The sequence below is a fragment of the Amycolatopsis sp. NPDC049691 genome, from assembly GCF_040675005.1.
Lineage (GTDB): Bacteria > Actinomycetota > Actinomycetes > Mycobacteriales > Pseudonocardiaceae > Amycolatopsis.
Genome location: NZ_JBFANX010000004.1, coordinates 470,381 through 489,396, shown reverse-complemented (window position 1 = coordinate 489,396; position 19,016 = coordinate 470,381). Strand labels below are relative to the sequence as shown.

The following is a 19,016-nucleotide window of genomic DNA, read 5'->3' as shown; positions in this document are numbered from 1 at the left end:
TTGATGTCCAGGAACAAGCTGGTCGTGGTGGGAGCCTCCCTCGCCGGTCTGCGTGCGGTGGAGGCGGCGCGCAAGACGGGGTTCGAGGGCGAGATCACCCTCATCGGCGCGGAGCGGCACCTGCCGTACGACCGGCCGCCGCTGTCGAAGGCCTACCTCGAGGAGCTGGAGCCGGGCGCCCTTCCCGAGCCGACGACGTTCCGCACCGAGGACACGCTGCGGGACGAGCTCGGCGTGCGGCTCCTCCTGGGCGATCCGGCCACCGCGCTCGACACGTCGGCCCGCGCGGTCATGGTCGGCGACCAGGCGGTGCCGTACGACGCCGCGGTGATCGCCACGGGCGCCACGGCGCGGACGCTGCCGGGGACCGGCCACCTCGACGGAGTCCACACCCTCCGAACGGTGGACGACGCGATCGCCGTACGGGAAGCGCTGGACCGAGGTGCGCGGACCGTCGTGATCGGGGCGGGGTTCATCGGCTCCGAGATCGCCTCGGGCGCCCGGAAGCGCGGCCTCGACGTCACGGTGGTCGAAGCGCTCCCCACGCCACTGGTGCGGGCCGTGGGAGAGGTCATGGGCAGCGCCTGCGCGTCCCTGCACCAGCTCAACGGCACCGAGCTGCGCTGCGGCACCGGCGTCGCGGCACTCGAAGGAGACGGACGGGTCGAGCAGGTCGTCCTGTCCGACGGCACCCGGCTGCCCGCGGACCTGGTGGTCGTCGGCGTCGGGGCGACGCCCGCCGTCGAATGGCTGGAGGGATCGGGCCTGCAGTTGGACAACGGCATCGTGTGCGACGAGTACCTGTACACGGGAGTGGACGGCGTCTACGCGGCCGGGGACGTCGCTCGGTGGCACAACCCGCTGTTCGGTCGCCTGATGCGGCTGGAGCACTGGACGAGCGCGGCCGAGCAGGGCGCGTTCGCGGCGCGCAACGCCCTGGACCCGTCCGCGGCGAAGCCGTACCAGACGGTGCCCTACTTCTGGTCGGACTGGTACGACAGCCGGATCCAGTTCGTCGGCTCGCCGCAGGCCGACGAGATCCGCGTCGTCGACGGCGACTTGGAGCGCGACGGCCGGTGCGTGGCGCTCTACCGCGAAGGGGATCGCCTGGTCGGGGCGCTGACGATCAACGGGCAAACGGTGATCATGAAGTACCGGGGCCAGATCATGAAGCGCACGTCCTGGGAGGACGCTCTTGCCTTCGCCGAGAAGCGCCGCCTCATGGCGACAACCTGATCGGCGGGTTTTCGCCGAGCCGCAGCCGGCTGCTGCGGGCTTGCGTCAGCGAGCCGTAACTGCAGATTTCTTAGCGCGGGTCTTGCGCGCAGGTGGCGAGACAGCGTCGGCGACGGCTTCCGGCGTGCCGAGCCCGTGCCGAGCCATCGACTGGGCGGTCTTGACCACCTGATCGAGGGTCCCACGGCGGGGGTTCCACCACTCCGCCGCCCAGCTGAGCGCGCCCAGGATCATCATCCTGGCCACCCGCGCGTCCAAATCGGCCCGGAGCAGGCCCGCGTCGGCGATCTCCTGGACCAGCTTCCGCCAGATGTCGCCGTACTCGGTCGCCTCGGCCGAGTAGCGGATCCGCAGGTCCTCCGGGACCTGGCCGGCGTTGCGGATCGACGCCGTCGCGTAGTCGGAGATCTCGAGCTCGTGGCGGAGGTGCGCCTCCACCGCGGCATCGAGCTTCGCCATGGGATCGGTGTCTTCGGGGAGCTCGGCCAGCGCCGCGGTGAGGTGCTCGCGCATTTGCGCGATCCCCGTCCACATGACCTCTTCGATCAGGTCTTCACGGGACGGGAAGTAGTAGTAGATCGCCGGGGCCTGCAGCTGCGCTTGGTCGGCGACGTCGGTGAGCCGGGTCCCCGCGTACCCCTTCCTGCTCAGGACGTGCGCGGCGGCATCGAGGATCCGCTCACGGGTGCGAGCGGACTTCGAGCCACCGGTCGGCTCCGGGGCGGAGCTCTGCGCAGGTTTTCTAGCCACGAATCGATTATATCGCCCCGGCCCGCGCGCACGGTCGGAACGGCGCGGCGGGCACGGCTCAGTAGCTCAGCCCGCCACGGGAGACGAGCTGGCCGGCGATGACATTGCGCTGGATCTCGTTCGTACCCTCGCCGACGATCATCAGCGGCGCGTCGCGGAAGTACCGCTCGGCGTCGAACTCCGTCGAGTAGCCGTACCCGCCGTGGATCCGGACGGCGTTCAGCGCAATCTCCATCGCGGTTTCCGAAGCGAACAGTTTCGCCATGCCGGCCTCCATGTCACACCGTTGACCTGCGTCGTAGCGCTCCGCGGCGTGCAGCACGAGCTGGCGCGCGGCCGTCAGCTTCGTCGCCATGTCGGCGAGGTAGTTGCCGATCGACTGGTGCTTCCAGATCGGCTTGCCGAAGCTCTCCCGCTCCTGGGCGTAGCGCAGCGCGTCGTCGAACGCGGCCTGCCCGACGCCGAGCGCTCGCGAGGCGACCTGGATGCGGCCGATCTCCAGGCCCTTCATCATCTGGGTGAATCCCTGACCCGGTGTGCCGCCCAGGAGCGCGTCACCCGGAACGTAGAGGTCGTCGAAGGCCAGCTCGCAGCTCTCGACACCCTTGTAGCCCAGCTTCGGTAGGTCGCGGGAAACGGTGAGGCCTTCACCGTGCTCGACCAGGAGGACGCTGATCCCGGTGTGGCGCGGGCTGGCCTTCGGATCGGTCTTGCAGAGCAGTGCGATCAGCTGCGAGCGCCGCGCGTTGCTGATCCAGGTCTTCGAGCCGTTGACGCGGTACCCGTTGCCGTCCGGACGCGCGGTCGTCGTCATCGCCTGGAGATCGGAACCGCCGCCGGGCTCGGTGAGCGCCATCGTCGCGCGGACCTCGCCGGTCGCCATCCGGGGGAGGTATTTCTGCTTCTGCTCCTCGGTGCCGAACACGAGCAGCAGCTTCGACACCACGGTGTGGCCGCCCATCGCGCCGGCGAGGCTCATCCAGCCGCGGGCGAGCTCGGTGGTGACACCCACGTAGCAGGGGGTGGACACCGGTGCTTCGCCGTACGGCTCGGGGATGGCCAGGCCGAAGATGCCGAGCACCTTCATCTGCTCGATGAGCTTCTCGGGATATTCGTTCGCGTGTTCCAGCTCGCGGGCGACCGGTCGCACTTCGCGGTCGACGAACTCGCGGACGACGTCGACGACGGCCTGCTCTTCCGCGGAAATGCTGCTCACCTGTTGCTCCTCGCTCCGACTGTGTGACACAGTCAGTTTATAGTCTAATATAGATTAAAAGAAGGAGGCCGGATGTCGGCTGAGGCACGTTACGCAGTGCGCCGGTGCTGCCTGTCGGTGCCCGCTTCGGACCCGTACAAGGTCGACAAGGCGTTGGCCTGCGGCGCCGATGAGGTGGTCTTCGACCTCGAGGACGCGGTCCCTCCCGCGCAGAAGCCGTCCGCGCGAGAGGTACTCGTCGAACGGCTCTCGATCATCCCCGCCACCGAAAAGCGGCTGACCGTCCGCGTGAACGCACCGCGGACCCCGTGGTGCCACGCCGACATCGAGGCATGCGCGAGCGCCGGCCCGGCAGTGCGGTCGATCATCGTGCCCAAGGTCGAGAGCGCGGGCGATCTCGCATTCGCCGATCGGCTGCTCGACGGCGCCGAGTCCGCAGAAGGGCGTGACGAACCGCTGGCGGTGCAGGCACTCATCGAATCCGCGGCCGGGCTCGCCAACCTCGCCGAGATCGTCGGAGCGTCGAACCGGCTCGACGCCCTCATCCTCGGCTACGCCGACTTGGCGGCTTCGCTCGGCCGCCTCGGCGACGCCGGGCTCGACGCTTGGCTGCCCGCGCAACACCAGGTGCTCGTGGCTGCGCGATCCGCCGGGATCGCGGCAGTCGACGGCCCTTACCTCGGCACCGACACCGATCCCGGCTTCAAGGACGCTGTCGCGAGGGCTGCCGCACTCGGCTTCGACGGGAAGTGGGTCATCCACCCCCGGCAGATCGACGACGTCGTAACTGCCTTCACGCCATCCTCCGAGCAGGTCGACCGCGCTCAGCGCGTCGTCGACGCGCTCTCGGACGCGCACGCCAGGGGAGCCGGCGCGGTCGAAGTCGACGGGCGGATGATCGACGAGGCACTCGCCGTCGAAGCCCGGCGTGTCCTGGCCCGGGTGGGTTCGTGATGACGACGACCGTGGCGGAAGGTCCCTTCTTCGACGAGCTGGAAGTCGGCCAGGTGTTCCGGAACGCGCCCGGTCTGACCTTGACTGCCGGGCTCGCGAGCGCGCACCGGGCGATCGTGGGTGGCCGGATGCCGCTCGCGCTCGACCAGGCGCTGGCCCATGAGGTCGCCGGCCGGTCGATCGCGCCGCCGGCACTCGTCTGGGACGTCGCGATCGGCCAGTCGACGGTGGCGACGCACCACGTGAAGGCCAACCTCTTCTACCGGGGCCTGGTGCTACGCCGGCAGCCGGAGCTGGGGGACACCCTGCGGACGGTGACCGAGGTGGCGGGCCTCAAGCAGAACAGCGCCCGGCCCGGTCGCCGGCCGACGGGGCTCGCGGCGCTCAGGATCACGACGAGCGACCAGGAAGGCCGTCCCGTCTTGGACTTCTGGCGCTGCGCGATGCTGCCGCTGCGGCACGAAGACGCGGTGACCGGGCACGCGGACGACCTGGACCGGATCGGCGTCGTACCGGGACCGGGGGCGTTGTCCGAATCGGTGCGTGGCTGGCGGCTGGACCGGATCGCCGACCGCGTCGACGGACCGCGATTCGCCGACCTGCGGCCGGGACAGGTGTGGGAGGTCGGCGGGGGAGACGTCGTCTCGAGCGGGCCCGAGCTGGCCCGGCTGACCCTCAACGTCGCGAAGGTCCATCACGACGCGGCCGCCGCCGGCGGCGAACGCCTCGTCTACGGCGGCCACACGATCGGGCTGGCCCTGGCCCAGGTCACGCGAGCCCTGCCGACCATCGCGGCCGTGACCGGCTGGCGCAGCTGCGATCACGTCGGCCCCGTCCGCGAAGGCGACACCCTGCGCAGCACCGTCGAGGTCGAGCAGGTCGAGCCACTGCCGTCCGGTGCCGGTCTCGCGCATCTCCGGTCGCGGGTCACCGCGGACGGCGAGCCCGTGCGGGACGTCCTTGACTGGCGTTTCGCGGCAGTGCTGCCCTGAACATCGAACGAGGAGGCCAACGACGATGACGTCGGGACCACTGACCGGATGCCGGGTGATCGAGCTGGCGGGTATCGGGCCCGGGCCGTTCGCCGGCATGACGCTGGCCGACCTCGGGGCGGAGGTGATCCGGATCGACCGCCCCGGCGGCGGCACCGTGTTCCCGGGCTGCCCGGAGGACGACATCCTCAATCGTGGCAAGAAGTCCGTGCTGCTCGACCTCAAGGCGCCGGAGGCGGTCGCGATCACGCTCGACCTCGTGGCGAAGGCGGACATCCTCATCGAAGGCTTCCGCCCAGGCGTCGCCGAACGGCTGGGCCTCGGCCCGGACGCCTGCTTCGCGCGCAACGAGCGCCTGGTCTACGGCCGGATGACCGGCTGGGGGCAGACCGGCCCGCGGGCGTCGGAGTCCGGGCACGACCTGAACTACATCGCGCTGACCGGCGCCCTGCACGCCATCGGCGAGGCCGGCGGCCCGCCGCAGATCCCCCTCAACCTGGTCGGCGACTTCGGCGGAGGCGGCACCTATCTGGTGATCGGCGTGCTCGCCGCGCTGCTTGAGGCACGGCTCGGCGGCCGAGGCCAGGTGGTCGACGCGGCAATCGTCGACGGCACAGCGCACCTGCTGGCCGGCACGCACGCGATGCTCGCGACGGGCACCTGGGTGGACGAGCGGGGAGTGAACCTCCTCGACGGCGGCGCGCCCTTCTACCGGGTCTACGAGACCAAGGACGGCCGCCACATGTCGGTCGGCGCCATCGAGGCGAAGTTCTACGCCGAACTGCTCGACAAACTGGGCCTGAACGAGGACCCGGCCGCGCAGCACGATCGAGCCGGCTGGCCGGCGCTGCGCGAGCGCATCGCCCAGACGTTCGCCGCGCGCACGCTCGTCGAGTGGACGGCGGTGTTCGAAGGCTCGGACGCGTGCGTCGCGCCGGTGCTCAGCCTGGCCGAGGCCAAGGACGATCCGCACCTCGCAGCTCGCGGGACGGTGGTCGAGACGGATGGCCGGCTGCAGCCCGCTCCGGCTCCGCGCTTCTCGCGCACTGCGAACCGGCTCGGAACGCCGCCCCCTTCGCCTGGCCAGGACACCCGTCAAGTCCTCACCGACTGGGGGATCTCCGACGTCGACGGTCTGCTCGAGCGCGGTGCCGCCGTCCAGCAGCCGTCTCCGAACCTGGAGGCCACCCCATGACCGCCACTCCGCCGATCCTCCCGGGCGAGCGTTGCCAGTGCCTCTGCGCACCACTCGGCCACCACTTCTCGTGCTGCACCGGGAACGCGGCACCCGACCTCACGGTGCCGTTCGTCTCGCTGCGTTCCGGGCGGCGCGTGCTCGAGGCCCGGGTGCAGGGATGACCACGGCACAGGACGGTTCGGTGGCCGGCTGGTTGGCCGGCCGAGTGCCTGAGTTGTCCCCGCCGGTCGAGGTACACCGGATCGGCGCCGGTCAGTCCAACGTGACCTGCTTGGTGCGAGACCGCGACGGCCGGGAATGGATCCTGCGCCGGCCGCCGGCCGGTGCCCACGACCGCGCGGCACACGACGTCCACCGGGAAGCCCGGATCCTGCGAGCGCTCGCGGAGTCGCCGGTCCCGGTGCCCGCCGTGGTGGCGACCGGCCGCGACGAGGCCGGAATAGAAGGACCCTCCTACCTGATGGAACGCGCGCCGGGAGCGGTGCTGGAAACCGAGAAAGACGCGGCCGAACTGTCGCCGGAGGAGCGGCTCGGCCTGAGCGAGCACGTCGCCGACGTGCTCGTCACGCTGCACAGCCTCACACCGGCCGACGTCGGTCTTGGTGAGCTCGGCCGTCCGGACGGCTACCTCGAGCGGCAGATCCGTCGCACCGAGCGCAACTGGGTGCTGTGGGGCGAGCTGAGCGAGGCCGCGGCCGAGTGGACCGAGTGCCATCGACGGCTGGTCAGGCGGATCCCTCGCCAGCAGCGGACCTCGATCGCCCACGGTGACTTCCGGCTGCCGAACCTGCTGGTCGAGCGCGGCCGCGTGACCGCTGTCCTCGACTGGGAGCTCTGCACGCTCGGCGACCCGCTCGCCGACCTCGCGTGGCTGGTGGACGATTGGAAGGGCCCGAAGGAGCCGGCCATCGCCATGCCGAGTCCGACCCGGGTCGGCGGGTTCCAGCACCGGGACCGGCTGGTGGACGCGTACTCGGCCGCCACGGGGCTGAACGTCTCCGAGCTGCCGTACTACCGGGCTTTCACCCACTGGAAGGCGGCGACGCTGCTGCAGGGCGTGGTGCTCCGGCGACGAGGCGGCGGGCTCGGCGACCACGGCGCCGTGGCGATCGTCGACCTCGAGTCCACCGTCAAGAGCTTGCTCGACGAGTCCCTCGAACTCGTCTGACCCACCAGGAGACGAAGTGCGTTCCGAAGACGACTACACCCACCCCGTCGGCTCGGAAGTCACCTTCAACGAGTCGATGTACTTCTTCTTCCACGACCCTGCCGCCGGAATCGGCGGCTTCCTCCGCTTGGCCAACCGGCCCAACGAGGGCCACGGCGAGATGACCGTCTGCCTGTACCTGCCCGGCGGCAAGGTCGCGTTCGCGTTCCACCGTCCCGAGATCGCGTCCAACGAGGCGTTCGACGCAGCCGGCCTTCGCTTCGTTGTGCGAAAGCCCTTTCAGCACATCGACATCAGCTTCGACGGCCAGGTCTTCCTCCTGGAAGATCCTTCCCAGCTGGCCGACCCTGGTGCCGCCTTCCGGAACAGCAAACAGGTTCCGTGCTCCATCGAGCTCATGATCACCGGCGCGGCGCCCGCGTTCGATCACTCCTTCGACACCGGCGAAGGTTCGTTCGCGCCCAACCACTACGAGCAACTGATCTCCGCACACGGCCACGTCCGCATCGACGGGAAGGCCACCGAGGTCACCGGCCCTGGCCTGCGCGACCACTCATGGGGCCCTCGCTCTTGGCAGGCGCCGTGGTTCTACCGGTGGATCCACGGGTGCACGGACGGCTTCGGCTTCATGGGCGCCTGGTTCGGCCGCCCGGACGGTTCGGCCGTCCGAGGTGGTTTCGTCTGGAACGGCACCGAAGTCGTTCCGGTCGACTTGCTGCGGATCTCGACGGAGCGAGACCACGCCGACGAACAGGTCGGCATCACCGTGACGCTGGAAGCCGGCGGCAGGGAATGGACCATCCTGGGCAAGGTGATCTCGAAGCTGCCACTGCGCAACAGGCGCCGTGACGAGGGCGGCGACCTGCAGGTCACCCGGATCGTCGAGGGGCTGGCGCAGTGGTCGCTACCTGACGGAACCGTCCTGTACGGCATGTCCGAATACCTCGACCAGATCATCGACCGCCGTCCCGCCGGTCTGGAAGTCTGAGGTCGCATGCAGAAATTCACCTTGCCCCTGGGACGGCGGCTGCCGCGTCGGGCCGAGCGGCTGGCGTGGCGGTGTTGCTTGGCTGCCCCTGTTTCTCACTCACGGCTTCCGGAAGCTTCGTCGAATGTGAGCAGGCCGGGTGAGCGAAGCAACATCCCCGGCACTAGTGAATGTGCGAGCCTCCGTTGACGTCGTAGGTGGCGCCGGTGATGTAGCTGGATTCTTCCCGGCACAGGTAGGTGATCAGGTCGGCGACGTCGGCGGTGCGGCCGTTGCGGCCGACCGGGATGCCGGCCAGCAGGGCGGCTTTCCGCTCGCCTTCGAGCAGGCCGCCGGTGATGTCGGTGTCGATGAGGCCGGGGGCGACGCTGTTGACGGTGACGCCGTGCGGGCCGAGTTCGCGGGCCAGGGCGCGGGCGAAGCCGAGCTGCGCTGCTTTGGCCGCGGAGTAGGCGACGCCGCCGAACACGCCGCCGCCGCGTTCGGCGGAGACGGAGGACAGGAACACGATGCGGCCGAAGCCGCGTTCGGCCATGCCGGGTGCGACGGCGTGGGTGATGTTGTACGCGCCGCGGACGTTCACCGCGAAGATGCGGTCCCACTCGGCGCCGTCCACTTCCAGGAACGGGGTGGGCGAGGTGATGCCGGCGTTGTTGACCAAGGCGCCGATCGGGTGGGCGTTCGCGGTGATGGTGTCGAGCGCGGCGGCCACCGAGGTGTCGTCGGTGACGTCGCAGCCCAGCCCGAGCGCGTGCACCCCGTGATCGGCGGCGATCTCCTCGGCCGCGCTCTTGGCGCCCACTTCGTCGAGGTCGAGGACGGCGACGTTCCAGCCCGCGCCGGCGAGGGTGTGCGCGGTCGCCCGGCCGATCCCGCGGCGGGAGGCGGCGCCGGTGACGATGGCGGTCTTGGCGGTGACGGACATGTCGTTTCTCCAGTCAGAGTTCGGCTTTGACGCGTGCGCAGAGCGAGTCGGTGGACAGCCCGTACCGGTTGTGCAGGGTGGGCAGTGCGCCGGCGGCGAGGAACTCGTCGGGCAGCGCGGCGGTGATGATCCGGGTTCCGGTGCGGCCGTAGGCGGCGGTGGCGGCGACGGCTTCGGACAGCCCGCCGATCACGGTGTGGTTTTCGCAGGTCACGACGAGCCGGTCGGTGCGGAGCTGGGCGAGGACGGTCTCGGTGTCCAGCGGTTTGATGGTGGGCACGTGCAGCACGGCGGCGTCGATGTGGTCGGCTTCCAGCCGGGCCGCGGCTTGTAATGCGCGCATGGTCATCAGCCCGGTGGAGACGAACAGGACGTCGCGGCCGCCGCGGAGTTCGGCGGCCTTGCCGAGCTCGAACCGGTAGTCGTACTCGTCGAGCACGGTGGGGACCTTGCCGCGCAGCAGGCGCAGGTAGGTCGGGCCGGGGTGCGCGGCCAATGCCGGAACGGCCTGTTCGATGTCGACCGAATCGCACGGGTCGACGATCGTCAGGCCGGGGCAGGCGCGCAGGATCGCGAGGTCTTCGGTGGCCTGGTGGCTGGGGCCGTAGCCGGTGGTCAGGCCGGGCAGGGCGCCGACGACGTTGACGTTGAGCCCGGGCTCGACGATGTCGAGGCACAAGAAGTCGTACGCGCGCCGCGTCGCGAAGACCGAGTAGGTGGACGCGAACGGGACGAGCCCGGCTTCGGCCATGCCGGCGGCCGCACCGAGCATGGCCTGTTCGGCCATGCCCATCTGGAAGAAACGGTCCGGGTGCGCGTCGCGGAAGACGTGCATGTCGGTGTACTTGGCCAGGTCGGCCGACAGCCCGACGACCTCCGGGCGCTCGTCGGCGAGGCGGCTGAGCGCGTGCCCGAACGGGGCCGGGCTGGTGCGCTGGCCGGGGTCGGCGAAGGAGGCGATCATCGCCGAGGTCGTCAGGCGCTTGGTCGGAGCGGTGGTCACAGGTGGGCTCCTTCGAGCTGGTCGCGGGCGGCTTGCCATTCGTGCTCGGCCACGGGCATGAAGTGCGCCTTTTCCCGGTTTTCCAGGAACGGCACGCCGCGGCCGATGCGGGTGTCGCAGATCAGCACTGACGGGCCAGCGGTGTGGGTGCGGATCTCGTCGAGGCCGTCGAGCAGGGCCGGGATGTCGTTGCCGTCGACGCGCACGGCGTGCCAGCCGAACGCGCGCCACTTATCGGTCACCGGCTCGGTGCGGAGCACGCCGGGGGTGGGTCCGTCGGCCTGGAGGCCGTTGACGTCGACGACCGCCGTGACGTTGCCGAGTTCGTGGTGGGCGCACGCCATCGCGGCCTCCCACGTCGAGCCTTCGTCGAGTTCGCCGTCGGAGAGCAGGTTGATCACGCGGGCGGGATTTCCCCGGTGGCGCAAGGCGAGTCCCATTCCGCACGCGACGCCGAGGCCGTGGCCGAGGGAACCACCGGAGATTTCCATGCCGGGCGTGTAGGAAGCCATGCCGGACATCGGCAACCGCGACTCGTCGGCGCCGTAGGTTTCGAGCTCCTCGAGCGGGATCGTGCCGGCTTCGGCGAGGGCGGCGTAGAGCGCGATGGCGTAGTGGCCGATCGACAGCAGGAACCGGTCGCGGCCGTCCCAGTCCGGGTCTTCGGGGCGCAGCCGCAGTTCGCCGTCACCGCGGGCGTAGAACACGGCGAGGACGTCGGCGACACCCAGTGCCTGGCCGATGTAGCCCTGGCCCTGCACCTCACCCATGGTGAGCGCGGACCGGCGGATCCGCGTGGCGGCGGCACGCAGGCGCGCGACGAGTTCGCCGCGGTCGCCTGTGCGCGCCGGGGCGGACAGGGGACTGACCGAGGTCATGAGCTTCTCCTTGGGGTGCAACGGTTTCAGCCGATCGGGCTGGGGGTGGGAGTGAGGGAGCGTTCGAGCGCGTCGACCTCGGCGCGTTCGGCCGGGCCCCAGGTCTCCCGGGTCAGCAGCGTGGCGACGAGGCCGAGCAGGCCGTAGGCGCTGAACAGCAGGGCCGGGCCGAGCCAGCCGACGCTGCTGAACAGAGCGGTCGCGATCAGCGGGGTGAAGCCGGAGACGACGGCGGACAGCTGGTAGGACAGCGAGGCGCCGCTGGTGCGGGTCCGGGCGTGGAACAGTTCGGAGAACCAGGCGCCCTGCACGCCGGCGAGGCTGTTCTGGCACACCGCGTAGCTGACGACGAATGCGAGCACGACCGCGATGGCGCTGCCGGTGTTCAGCACGAGGAAGAGGGGAATGCCCCAGGCCAGGGTGATCGCCGTGCCCAGCAGGTAGACCGGGCGGCGGCCGACGCGGTCGGTGAGCGCGCCCCACAGCGTCGTCGCCGCGACACCGAGCCCGGCGGCGAGCATCAGCGCGAACAGCGTGACGGAGCGGTCCGCGAGCTTCTGAGTGGAAAGGTACGACAGCACGAACGTGACCGACAGGGCGTAGCCGGCGGTTTCGGTGATCCGCAGGCAGAACGCCTTGAGGACGTTGCGCCAGTCCGTGCGTAGCACCTCCAGCAGCGGGTTCTTCGCGACCTCGCCCTCGGACTTGAGCTCCTCGAACGCGGGCGACTCCTCGACCTTGAGCCGGATCACGATGCCGACCACGATCAGCACGGCGCTGAGCAGGAACGGGACCCGCCACGCCCACTGGTCGCCGAGCGGCACGCTGACAAGGAACGCCGTGTTCGCCAGGAGCAGGCCGACTGGGAAACCGGCCTGGGTGAGCCCGGTGTAGAGGCCGCGTTTGCGCCACGGGGCGTGTTCGAAGGTCATCAGGATCGCGCCGCCCCATTCGGCGCCGAACGCCAGTCCCTGCACGACGCGCACGATCACCAGGAGGATCCCGGCCCAGACGCCGACCTGGGAGTAGGTGGGCAGGGCGCCGATCAGGACCGTCGCGATGCCCATCACCAGCAGCGAGCCGACGAGGACGGGTTTGCGCCCGATCCGGTCGCCGAGGTGCCCGCCGATGATCCCGCCGAGCGGGCGCACCGCGAAGCCGACCCCGAGCGTGGCGAACGACAGCAGGGTGCCGGACAGGGGATTGCTGGACGGGAAGAAGGCGTCGTTGAAGTAGAGGGCCGCGGCGGTGCCGAAGCCGATGAAGTCGTAGGTCTCGATCGTCGCGCCCACCGACGAGCCGAGTGCGACCCGCCGCCGCGCCGGCGTGCCCTCGAGTGCGGCGCGGGTCGGCTCGGCTCCCGGCTGGCTTCGTTGTCCGGACATGAGATCTCCAGTGATCTGTCGGTCCAAGGTCGAGAGTTGACTGTCAACACTCAACAGATGGCGTTCACCATGCAGCCGCGCGCCGGGATCTGTCAAGCGGTCGGCTGACGCCTCAGCTGCCGGCGGCGCCGCTGAAGTGGTCGGCCGCGGCGGTCATGTGCTCGTGCACGACCTCGAGGGCTTTGTCGAGGTCACCCTCGTCGATGGCGTCGATGATGGGGGAGTGCCGCGTCGGCGTCATCATGCTGGGCGCGCCTTCGGGACCCCGGTTCATGATCGTGATCCGGATGCGTCCTTCCAGGTGGCGCCACGACTCCACGAGCATCGCGTTGCCGGACAGCTCGCACAGTTTCAGGTGGAAGCCGAGGTCGGCCTCCACCCGCGCGGCGAAGTCGTCACCGGCGTCGGCGAGCGACTTGATCGCTTCGCGAAGCGCGGCGACCGCTTTCTCCCGGCTGGGCCCGCCGATGATCTCCGTGACCGCGAGCCCCTCGAGGGCGGCCCGCACCCGGAACAGCCCCTGGATCTCGCTTTCCGACAGCGAGTTGACCCGCAGCATGCCGCGCATCCCGGCCTGGACGAGGCCTTCCTGCTGCAGGTGCCGCAACGCCTCGCGCACGGTCCCGCGGCTGACGCCCAGCCGTTCGGCAAGCTCGACCTCGCCGAGGTGGTCGCCCGGCCGGTACGCGCCGGACATGATCGCCGAACGCAGCGCGTGCAGCACGCGCTCCCGCAGCGTGCTGCGGTCCATCGTCGGCAGCGGTTCGACGGACAAGGCGTCTCCTCTCGACAGTCGTCAGTCTAGTTGCCGACAGTCAACGGCCGACTCCTGACTGACGGTACTCGCAGAGTCAACTCTCGAGTGCCGACTGCCGAGTGTTGACAGTCAAGGTGTCGCGAGTCATATTGAGCGCCCGAACACAGCGCGTCCTCAATGGAGAAGGAGAGCACTGTGCCTCCTGGCAACGTCGTCGTCTCCGGTACCGGAGTCGTCAAGAGCTTCGGCGCCACCCGGGCGCTCGACGGCGTGGACTTCGTCCTGAGCGCCGGCGAGATCCACGCGCTGCTCGGCGGCAACGGAGCCGGCAAGTCCACTCTGATCAAGATCCTTAGCGGCGATGAGCTCGAACACGGATGGCTCCTAAGCACGGGGTTAGCCGGTCGGATGGCCGACGGATCGGCTGTACTCGACTGCGGCGATCGAGGCGTGGATTTGCTCGGCGGCTGGGACGGACAGGGCTGCGTTGACGACGACGGTGAGGCTGCGGCGGCAGATGTCGATGAAGAGCGGATCGATGTCGGAGTCCTCGCACAGTTCCTGCAAGGCGGCTTGCCAGTGCGGGAGGTCGTTGTCCGGGCCGAGGCGTTCCCAGGGGACGATGATCCACTTGCCGCGCTGGAGTGCGCCGGCGATGTCCTGCGGATCGGACACCCAACGAAGGGCGGTCATTGCGCTGCCCGGGAGTCGGTGAAGCCGGCGGGGATCCGCCAGCCGGGGTGGGGGTCGAGGTGGACCCGGCACACCGTCCGGTGTCCGGTGAAGGCGGTGCGGCCGTGCAGCCACCTCCGGTTGTTGACCACGTAGCCACAGCCGGCGGCCGCGGGGACCGAGACCGCGTGGCGGTGGATGGCCTGTCCGAGTACCGGGAGCCACCGCTGGGTGTGCGGTGCGAAGCGTGCCAGCTCGTCGCGCCGCAGCCGCATCCCGACCAGATGGCCGGGGCCGGGTTCGAAGACGTTGCCGACGATTCCGGCCGAGCCTCCGTAGTAGGCCCCGCGGCGCGTGGAGAGGTCGGCGAGCGCGTCGGGAGCGGTGTCGGCCAGCTCGCCGTGGACGGCTTGGCCGTCGACGAGGACGTAGTCGCCGCCGCGCTCGGCAGGGCGCACACACGCCGCCAGCACCAGCCCCGGCGGCTCCAGCCGGTCGGAGCAGTCGGTGTGCGGCGCCAGGGGCTGCTGGCTGAACCCGGCCTGCCCGGGCCGTGGCCGGACGTCGCGGCGGTCGGCCAGGACGGTGATTCCCGAGGGGTTGCTGTCCCGGTGCGGCACGATCCGGCCGAGCCGGGCCGCCAGCTGCAGCAGTTGCTGTTCGCTGCGCACGCCGTCGAACAACGCGACGCCGCGCTGCGCCAGGACCGCGGCCAGCTCGCCGGCGCCGCCGACCGCGGCCACGTCGACGTGGCAGTCCGACAGCACGGTGGCGAGCATCCCGGTGTCTCCTCTCGGCTCATCTCGTTCGGCTTGCTCAGCAGACCGGGTGGTCGCGGGCGCCGTCCACTGACAGATCGTCAACCTCGGAGGTGCACCGGCGACGCCGTTGCGCTGCTACGGTCGGTGACGCGTTGTGTCGGTCGGCAGGGGAGCTGGTGCTGGTGGCGGAGTCCGGATACCCGGTGTCGATCAAGGGTGTGCTGGTCCGGAACGACCGGGTTCTGCTGGTCCATAACGAGCGCGACGAGTGGGAGTTGCCGGGCGGTCGGATCGAGCCCGGCGAGACACCTGAGCAGACCGTGGCGCGGGAAATCACCGAGGAAACCGGGCTGCCCGTCGATGTCGCCGAGATCCTCGACGCCTGGATGTACCACATCGCCGTCGCGAACAAGGACGTGTTCATCGTGACCTACGGCTGCACCACCACGTCCACGGCGGCCCCGGTCCTGAGCCACGAGCACAGCTGGATCGCCGAGTTCGCCGAGCACGAGGTGCCTGGGCTGCGGATGCCGGAGGGGTACAAGCGCTCGGTCGCCACCTGGTTCGACCGTCTCCGCACCTCGGCGACGGCGAGGTAGCGGGCCCATGGCCGGCTGCGAACGCTGCGGCGCCGCACTCAGCCGCCACGCTCGCATGCCGGTGTGCCCGACCTGCCAGGCCGGCACTACGACGCTCTCGGCACGGCCGCCGCGTCTGGCCCCGGCGGTGTGGATGTGGTCCGACCCGGCCGCCGCGGAAGCCTTGGCCTCCCGTGACCTCGCGATCATCCTTCGCGCCTACCGGGCTGCGAACCATCTCAGCCAGGAGGCGCTGGCCGCCGTGCTTGGCTACGACAAGTCGTACATCGCGATGATCGAGACGCGCAGGCGGACACCCGGCGATGTCGGCGGGCGCCAGCACATCGCCAGCGCCCTCGGCCTGCCCTTCCACGTCCTGGGTGTCACCGATCCCGACGGCGCCGACTTCGCCGCGCTCGTGCAGTTCGGCGACAGTGTCGTCCGGCTGGCCGAGGTCGCCCGCCGGTCCGGCCGGGCCGTCGAAGCGGTCAACGAGCTGTGGCCGCTGGTCGCCCGGCTCGAAGCCCGGGCCGCCGACGGCCGCATCGAGCGCGACACCCTCCACCTGCTGGCCTCCGCCCGCCTGGCCCTCGGCGTGTCGCTCGGCACTGTGCTGCCCGAGGAGCGACTGACCGGCGCCGCGGCCTGGACCGGCAAAGCCCTCGTCCTGGCCCGCCATCTCGGCGACGACCATTTCCTCGCCGACACGTTGCGGATGCACGGCAACGAACTCCGCAAGGCCGGACGACTCCCCGCCGCTGTCGCCCGCCTCGAACACGCCGTCGCCGTATCCACCGACGCGGGTGGACGGGGATCGGCGTTCGCACTGCTTGCTCGGGCAGCGGGGGAGACCGCCATGCCGGACCGGTTCATCCACGCGATCGACGCCTGCCGCAGGCTGCTCGACTCCGGGACCGGCCGGGGAATGCTGCTCAATCCCTTTACCCTCCGCGAAATCCATGCCCGCGGGTTGCTCTCCCTCAACCGCCCCGGCGATGCGCTTCGTGCCCTCGAAGGCGCCGACCCCGGAGAGCCGACAGCGCCGCAGTGGCAGGTCATCGAACGCGTCACTACTGGAGAGATATTGGCTGCCGGCGGCGAGCGCACCGGTGCCGAAGACGCCCTCACCGCGGCCATCACGACTGCCGAACGACGTCGGTTGCCTCATCAGCTGCAGAGAGCAATCCGCGCTGCCGACCGCAGCGGCTTGACCCGGGTTGGCTCGGCAGGCCGGGCGGCACTGCAACGCCTGCGCGGCCTTCTGGCTTCAGCGGCGTAGTGCAGCCGCAGCGAGCCTGCGCCTCAAGGCGTTTCGCATGACGGTCCCGGCCGGAAGTCGGCGCAGGTGACTGATCCGCGTTCGAGAGCCTTGAACGTCGACCGGTAGCCCTGGACTGCGTCGGGTTCGCTGACGAAGATGATGTTGTCCTGGTGTCGCAGTGCGACGGTGAAGGCACTGCCCTGGCCTTCGTAGATCGTGAAGGCATCGATCGTCTTCGCAACGGCCGGAGGAACGATCCTGATTGCCAGGCCGGGAAAGTTGGATGCTGCCCGAAGAGCTTGAAGCTGCGGTTCGATCGCCGGGGCCAAGGCCGCAGCGCCGACCAGAACGGTGCGGTGGCCGGTCCAGCCCTGATCGAGCTGCCGGACTTGGTGTTCGAAGATCGCCTGGTCGAGGTCGTCCGGCGCCGCAGCGCGATCCTGCGCAATTGCCCGGATGTACTCGGTCGTCTGCAGTGGTTCAGGGACCACGTGCGGCGCCCATTCGAAGGTGCGGACCGCGAGCTCCTCCAAGGCTCGTCGGTGACTGGTCGAGCCCGCGCCGAGGGCTTCGATGGAAATCGGGTCTTCGAGATGCCGCCGGAGCCGCATGACGCGGTCGTATTCCTCCGGACTCACCCGGAGGAATCCGAGGACGTGCGCCACGTCCTCGATCGCCGGTGCGCGCTTTCCGGTCTCCCAAAGGGATAAGGCTTGCGCTGATACCCCGAGCTTGTGTGCCAGCCTGCGCAGCCCAAGTCCTTCTGCGGTGCGAGCACCACGCAGAGAAGCACTCAGGGCGAGCAGAGCCGGAAGGCAGGGGCTTGCCTTGGTCATGCGCATTCTCGTTCCATGTCGCGGGCTGCCGGGATGATCCCGGCATCGATGTCATCGCCGTGGGAGCGGAGCAGATCGGGTAGTTCGCCGATCTCGTCGGCCAGCTTGTGGTGCTCGTCCGGCGTTGCGGTGCCGTCTCGAAGCTGGATGACAAGCAAGGAGATTCGCAATTGTGTCGCTTCGAGAACGTCGACGAGGTTCTGGGTGTCGCGGGTCATGTCAGCGCCGGGCCTGGCAGCGGGTCTGTCCCTATTGGAGAGTCTGCGCAGCCCGACGAGAACCCGGCAGAGGTGGACATAGTCCGGGTGCTCCGCAATGGACAGATCGGTTTCGGAAGGCCAGGTGATCGTGGTTGACGCCACCGTGCTCCACCACCCCGGGATAGTTCATTGCGCCACATCGTCGGACCAGCCCATCACTTGGCGCAGGACATCTTCCGGTGGGCCGTCGAGAGGTCCTCGCAGCGGGAGTGCTCCGTCCTTTCCCCAGTCACCCAGGGCGAAACGAGCCCCGATCGCACGCGGCGGAGTCTCCAGCACTTCGATGCGCACGACGTCGTGATGGGCATCGGTCGTCCGGTGGCCGACCAGCGTCTCGGGTTTGGTCGAACCGGCGGGAGCGCCACGCCACTCCCAACCGCGGCGCCGGGACTCGTCGATGGCCGCGCTGGATCGCTCCCAAGCCAGGACAGCTTCGTCCCAACGATCAGAATCGGTCATTGTGCCTCCGGGGATCACGCCGCCGCAGTCGTCGCCACCACGAGGCGCCACGCCGGTTGTTCCGGCAGGAGCGTTGATCGACGGCAAGACGCCCGCGGCAGGCCGGGCAGGCGCAGCGCGGAGCCGCGATCATCGGCGCAGCTGAGAACTGGGCGCCGCAGATCCCGCGGTAGGAACCGAGGTCTCGCATTCCGTCGACGAAAGCAGCCTCCGTGACGAGGTGGTTGGTACCGGTCGATGCCTCGGTGACCCAAAGCAGGCGTGGGGGCGTGCGGTGTCTTGCAGGTGCGGTAGCCATCGTGAAATCTCCGCGGTCGGGCTGGATCGAAAGGAACGTTGAACACCCGGCCGGTGCGCTGGGTCGGGGGCAAGCACACCGACCGGGCTGATCAGGGGCGGCTGTCATCTCGCTGCTCAGCCGGTTCTGAGGCCGGTCATCTCCGGTCACCCGGCAGATCGAGGATCAGCATCGCCTGGGCGTGGCTGACCAGTTCCGCCATCGCCTGCCGGGGCAGGTACGCAGGCGGTCCCTCGGCGCCGACCCGGATGGCACGGACAGGTCCGTCGGTCGTGTCGATCAGGCCGAATGTGACCTGCGTCGCCGAGCCTGCCGGAGTTCGTGCGGGGACGATCAGCGGTGTTCCGTGCCAGTGGTGTCCTCGCATGTGCGTCTCCCCGTTAGGCTGTCAGGGCCAGGAGCTGGGCGCTGACGGTGCTACCGAATGTTGGTAGCAAGTGT

The 19,016-nt window shown here is 69.8% G+C and carries 22 protein-coding genes and 1 pseudogene; 10 read left to right on the top strand and 13 right to left on the bottom strand.

Annotated features, from left to right (window positions below; genetic code table 11):
- Positions 1–3 precede the first annotated feature (3 nt).
- A complete protein-coding gene (locus AB0J40_RS12280) occupies positions 4–1,236 on the top strand; it encodes an FAD-dependent oxidoreductase (protein WP_364451241.1) in 1,233 nt (410 codons plus the stop codon).
- A gap of 45 nt (positions 1,237–1,281) precedes the next feature.
- Here AB0J40_RS12280 and AB0J40_RS12275 read toward each other — a convergent pair whose 3' ends face one another.
- Both AB0J40_RS12275 and AB0J40_RS12270 read right to left on the bottom strand, forming a co-directional pair.
- Complete coding sequence (locus tag AB0J40_RS12275) at positions 1,282–1,986, bottom strand: TetR/AcrR family transcriptional regulator (RefSeq protein ID WP_364451239.1); 705 nt, start codon at positions 1,984–1,986, stop codon at positions 1,282–1,284.
- 58 nt (positions 1,987–2,044) lie between these two features.
- A complete protein-coding gene (locus AB0J40_RS12270) occupies positions 2,045–3,202 on the bottom strand; it encodes an acyl-CoA dehydrogenase family protein (protein WP_364451237.1) in 1,158 nt (385 codons plus the stop codon).
- A gap of 72 nt (positions 3,203–3,274) precedes the next feature.
- Here AB0J40_RS12270 and AB0J40_RS12265 point away from each other — a divergent pair, with 72 nt between their 5' ends.
- The 6 genes from AB0J40_RS12265 to AB0J40_RS12240 all read left to right on the top strand — a co-directional run bounded on the left by AB0J40_RS12265 (position 3,275) and on the right by AB0J40_RS12240 (position 8,502).
- Positions 3,275–4,156: a CoA ester lyase gene (locus AB0J40_RS12265; RefSeq protein ID WP_364451234.1), complete on the top strand. Its 882-nt coding sequence runs from the start codon at positions 3,275–3,277 to the stop codon at positions 4,154–4,156.
- Complete coding sequence (locus AB0J40_RS12260; protein WP_364451232.1) at positions 4,156–5,148, top strand: MaoC family dehydratase; 993 nt, start codon at positions 4,156–4,158, stop codon at positions 5,146–5,148. The genes AB0J40_RS12265 and AB0J40_RS12260 overlap by 1 nt, the downstream gene beginning before the upstream one ends.
- 25 nt (positions 5,149–5,173) lie before the next feature.
- Positions 5,174–6,343, top strand: coding sequence for a CaiB/BaiF CoA-transferase family protein (locus tag AB0J40_RS12255; RefSeq protein WP_364451231.1), 1,170 nt, complete (start codon positions 5,174–5,176; stop codon positions 6,341–6,343).
- Positions 6,340–6,507 (top strand): hypothetical protein, encoded by a 168-nt coding sequence (locus AB0J40_RS12250; RefSeq protein WP_364451228.1) that lies wholly within the window; start codon positions 6,340–6,342, stop codon positions 6,505–6,507. Before AB0J40_RS12255 ends, AB0J40_RS12250 begins: the two co-directional genes overlap by 4 nt.
- On the top strand, positions 6,504–7,514 hold the full coding sequence (locus tag AB0J40_RS12245) for a phosphotransferase family protein (RefSeq protein ID WP_364451226.1): 1,011 nt from the start codon (positions 6,504–6,506) through the stop codon (positions 7,512–7,514). Before AB0J40_RS12250 ends, AB0J40_RS12245 begins: the two co-directional genes overlap by 4 nt.
- Before the next feature lie 76 nt (positions 7,515–7,590).
- Positions 7,591–8,502 carry a hypothetical protein gene (locus tag AB0J40_RS12240; protein WP_364451224.1) on the top strand — a complete coding sequence of 304 codons (912 nt, stop codon included), beginning with the start codon at positions 7,591–7,593 and terminating at the stop codon, positions 8,500–8,502.
- Positions 8,503–8,665: 163 nt separating this feature from the next.
- Here the strand turns inward: AB0J40_RS12240 and AB0J40_RS12235 are convergent, their stop codons facing one another.
- From AB0J40_RS12235 to AB0J40_RS12215, 5 genes are all read right to left on the bottom strand, one after another.
- Positions 8,666–9,427 (bottom strand): SDR family NAD(P)-dependent oxidoreductase, encoded by a 762-nt coding sequence (locus AB0J40_RS12235; RefSeq protein ID WP_364451222.1) that lies wholly within the window; start codon positions 9,425–9,427, stop codon positions 8,666–8,668.
- Positions 9,428–9,440: 13 nt separating this feature from the next.
- Positions 9,441–10,430 (bottom strand): transketolase C-terminal domain-containing protein, encoded by a 990-nt coding sequence (locus tag AB0J40_RS12230; protein ID WP_364451219.1) that lies wholly within the window; start codon positions 10,428–10,430, stop codon positions 9,441–9,443.
- Positions 10,427–11,308 carry a transketolase gene (locus tag AB0J40_RS12225; protein ID WP_364451216.1) on the bottom strand — a complete coding sequence of 294 codons (882 nt, stop codon included), beginning with the start codon at positions 11,306–11,308 and terminating at the stop codon, positions 10,427–10,429. Before AB0J40_RS12225 ends, AB0J40_RS12230 begins: the two co-directional genes overlap by 4 nt.
- Before the next feature lie 26 nt (positions 11,309–11,334).
- On the bottom strand, positions 11,335–12,693 hold the full coding sequence (locus AB0J40_RS12220) for an MFS transporter (protein WP_364451213.1): 1,359 nt from the start codon (positions 12,691–12,693) through the stop codon (positions 11,335–11,337).
- Positions 12,694–12,805: 112 nt separating this feature from the next.
- Positions 12,806–13,468: a GntR family transcriptional regulator gene (locus tag AB0J40_RS12215; protein ID WP_364451210.1), complete on the bottom strand. Its 663-nt coding sequence runs from the start codon at positions 13,466–13,468 to the stop codon at positions 12,806–12,808.
- Between the two features lie 159 nt (positions 13,469–13,627).
- Between AB0J40_RS12215 and AB0J40_RS12210 the strand changes: the two are divergent.
- A pseudogene (locus tag AB0J40_RS12210) lies at positions 13,628–13,768 on the top strand (hypothetical protein); the annotation flags it as partial.
- Between the two features lie 78 nt (positions 13,769–13,846).
- On the opposite strand, the gene AB0J40_RS12205 reads toward AB0J40_RS12210, so the two are convergent.
- Together AB0J40_RS12205 and AB0J40_RS12200 are read right to left on the bottom strand one after the other, a co-directional pair.
- Positions 13,847–14,125, bottom strand: a complete 279-nt coding sequence (locus AB0J40_RS12205; protein WP_364451208.1) for a hypothetical protein — start codon at positions 14,123–14,125, stop codon at positions 13,847–13,849.
- 14 nt (positions 14,126–14,139) lie between these two features.
- Complete coding sequence (locus AB0J40_RS12200; RefSeq protein WP_364451202.1) at positions 14,140–14,901, bottom strand: TauD/TfdA family dioxygenase; 762 nt, start codon at positions 14,899–14,901, stop codon at positions 14,140–14,142.
- Positions 14,902–15,065: 164 nt separating this feature from the next.
- Here AB0J40_RS12200 and AB0J40_RS12195 point away from each other — a divergent pair, with 164 nt between their 5' ends.
- Both AB0J40_RS12195 and AB0J40_RS12190 read left to right on the top strand, forming a co-directional pair.
- Positions 15,066–15,482, top strand: coding sequence for an NUDIX hydrolase (locus tag AB0J40_RS12195; RefSeq protein WP_364451199.1), 417 nt, complete (start codon positions 15,066–15,068; stop codon positions 15,480–15,482).
- Between the two features lie 7 nt (positions 15,483–15,489).
- Entirely contained in the window at positions 15,490–16,740 is a 1,251-nt protein-coding gene (locus tag AB0J40_RS12190; protein WP_364451198.1) for a helix-turn-helix domain-containing protein, read from the top strand.
- A gap of 23 nt (positions 16,741–16,763) precedes the next feature.
- On the opposite strand, the gene AB0J40_RS12185 is transcribed toward AB0J40_RS12190, so the two are convergent.
- From AB0J40_RS12185 to AB0J40_RS12170, 4 genes are all read right to left on the bottom strand, one after another.
- Positions 16,764–17,558, bottom strand: coding sequence for a Scr1 family TA system antitoxin-like transcriptional regulator (locus AB0J40_RS12185; protein ID WP_364451194.1), 795 nt, complete (start codon positions 17,556–17,558; stop codon positions 16,764–16,766).
- Positions 17,555–17,920 (bottom strand): hypothetical protein, encoded by a 366-nt coding sequence (locus AB0J40_RS12180; RefSeq protein WP_364451191.1) that lies wholly within the window; start codon positions 17,918–17,920, stop codon positions 17,555–17,557. The genes AB0J40_RS12185 and AB0J40_RS12180 overlap by 4 nt, the downstream gene beginning before the upstream one ends.
- 24 nt (positions 17,921–17,944) lie before the next feature.
- A complete protein-coding gene (locus tag AB0J40_RS12175; RefSeq protein WP_364451188.1) occupies positions 17,945–18,277 on the bottom strand; it encodes a hypothetical protein in 333 nt (110 codons plus the stop codon).
- Positions 18,278–18,711: 434 nt separating this feature from the next.
- Positions 18,712–18,942, bottom strand: coding sequence for a hypothetical protein (locus AB0J40_RS12170; protein ID WP_364451185.1), 231 nt, complete (start codon positions 18,940–18,942; stop codon positions 18,712–18,714).
- Positions 18,943–19,016 lie beyond the last annotated feature (74 nt).

Bases quoted from the DNA above. Each gene is read 5' to 3' on its own strand.
- AB0J40_RS12280 (WP_364451241.1), top strand. From the start codon at position 4: ATGTCCAGGAACAAGCTGGTCGTGGTGGGAGCCTCCCTCGCCGGTCTG.
- AB0J40_RS12255 (WP_364451231.1), top strand. From the start codon at position 5,174: ATGACGTCGGGACCACTGACCGGATGCCGGGTGATCGAGCTGGCGGGT.
- AB0J40_RS12240 (WP_364451224.1), top strand. From the start codon at position 7,591: ATGTACTTCTTCTTCCACGACCCTGCCGCCGGAATCGGCGGCTTCCTC.
- AB0J40_RS12225 (WP_364451216.1), bottom strand. From the start codon at position 11,308: ATGACCTCGGTCAGTCCCCTGTCCGCCCCGGCGCGCACAGGCGACCGC.
- AB0J40_RS12190 (WP_364451198.1), top strand. From the start codon at position 15,490: ATGGCCGGCTGCGAACGCTGCGGCGCCGCACTCAGCCGCCACGCTCGC.
- AB0J40_RS12235 (WP_364451222.1), bottom strand. From the start codon at position 9,427: ATGTCCGTCACCGCCAAGACCGCCATCGTCACCGGCGCCGCCTCCCGC.
- AB0J40_RS12185 (WP_364451194.1), bottom strand. From the start codon at position 17,558: ATGACCAAGGCAAGCCCCTGCCTTCCGGCTCTGCTCGCCCTGAGTGCT.
- AB0J40_RS12245 (WP_364451226.1), top strand. From the start codon at position 6,504: ATGACCACGGCACAGGACGGTTCGGTGGCCGGCTGGTTGGCCGGCCGA.
- AB0J40_RS12220 (WP_364451213.1), bottom strand. From the start codon at position 12,693: ATGTCCGGACAACGAAGCCAGCCGGGAGCCGAGCCGACCCGCGCCGCA.
- AB0J40_RS12250 (WP_364451228.1), top strand. From the start codon at position 6,340: ATGACCGCCACTCCGCCGATCCTCCCGGGCGAGCGTTGCCAGTGCCTC.
- AB0J40_RS12260 (WP_364451232.1), top strand. From the start codon at position 4,156: ATGACGACGACCGTGGCGGAAGGTCCCTTCTTCGACGAGCTGGAAGTC.
- AB0J40_RS12265 (WP_364451234.1), top strand. From the start codon at position 3,275: ATGTCGGCTGAGGCACGTTACGCAGTGCGCCGGTGCTGCCTGTCGGTG.
- AB0J40_RS12175 (WP_364451188.1), bottom strand. From the start codon at position 18,277: ATGACCGATTCTGATCGTTGGGACGAAGCTGTCCTGGCTTGGGAGCGA.
- AB0J40_RS12200 (WP_364451202.1), bottom strand. From the start codon at position 14,901: ATGCTCGCCACCGTGCTGTCGGACTGCCACGTCGACGTGGCCGCGGTC.
- AB0J40_RS12170 (WP_364451185.1), bottom strand. From the start codon at position 18,942: ATGCGAGGACACCACTGGCACGGAACACCGCTGATCGTCCCCGCACGA.